Origin of the sequence: Bradyrhizobium sp. 35, assembly GCF_023073215.1 — a bacterium.
Lineage (GTDB): Bacteria > Pseudomonadota > Alphaproteobacteria > Rhizobiales > Xanthobacteraceae > Bradyrhizobium > Bradyrhizobium canariense_D.
Window position 1 is genome coordinate 1 of the sequence record NZ_JADPJC010000093.1, and the last position, 1,156, is coordinate 1,156.

General features: G+C 60.1%; 1 protein-coding gene. It reads left to right on the forward strand.

The genetic code is table 11. The annotated features are described in order from the left end of the window. On the forward strand, positions 1 to 251 hold a 251-nt coding region (locus IVB36_RS20195; RefSeq protein WP_247392822.1), incomplete at its 5' end, for a hypothetical protein. Positions 252 to 1,156: the final 905 nt, after the last annotated feature.

A 1,156-nucleotide genomic window follows, 5' to 3' on the forward strand; every position in this document is an offset into this window, starting at 1 on the left:
GGGCGCCGGCGCTGAGAGTTCAAGCGACTCCCGCCTATCAGGCCGGAGTGGCGTGTCGTCATTTAGGTCGCACGAGGGTGATCGGATGCCGGCAAATCTTGCGTCAGCGCTCATTACGAAACTCGCTGTATCGAACCACCTGGATGGCGAAGACATCCGCGCCATTCAGAGCCCGCGGATTCGCGAGCGGCATCTCGGCGCGCGTGAAATCATTGTCGCTGATGGCCTTCGTCCCGGCGAGTGCTGCCTGATCGTTGAGGGGTTTGCCTTGCCTTCCGCTCGAAAACGACCGCGGACGGAGAGCGACAGGTCCTGTCCTTGCATATTCCCGGCGACATACCTGACCTTCAAAGCCTTCACCTCGGGATCATGGACCATGATCTGGTCAGCCTTTCGCCTTGCACGCTTGGGTTCATTTCGCACGCGGAGCTGACGGAGGTGACGGCACGACATCCGAAGCTGGCTGCGGCCTTGTGGCGAGAGACATTGATCGATGGTTCTATCTTCCGAGAATGGATCGTGAATGTCGGGCGGCGGGCGGCGCTTCCCGTGCGGCCTCTTTCTTCGCCCGCAAGCATCTTCCGCTCATGGCGCTTCCGTTGGCGGGGTGTCGCTGCATGTCAGCTCACAAGTGCAGACCGGAAGTTTGCAGCCCGGCGCCAGTTCGGCGGCTTGTGACCCAGCGGACTTTCGCTGCGAACGGTCTGGCACGATGATCGCGGCTTCGGGTCTTCAGGACCGGACATGCCAGTTCGCCTTACTAGTCGGCCAAGGCCCAATGGTGGACTTAACCGTCCACCCCCTTCAGGGGGGGCGACGTCTTTCGTTGATGAGCCGTCTGATGGCGGCTACTGCCCGAACAACAGGCGGCGGCAAGCGCCCCTTTCGCGCTGGAATGACGACCAGAACATAGAGCACGTTGAGCAGCAGCCAGATGGCATCCTGCCGCGATGGTGGTGCGACTGAGGGTGCGCCCTGGTGCAAAACGAACTGATAGTCCTCGTTGTAGAGGACGAAGATCTTATTCAGGACATGGTCAGAGAAGCCCTGTCCGAGGGTAAGCGCGAAGCCGATACCCTTGCTTCAGAATTCGAATGAACGTGCGAAAGAAGCCTCCGGCTTGGACGGAGGTTTCGGATGGGATTGGACAGCAAAA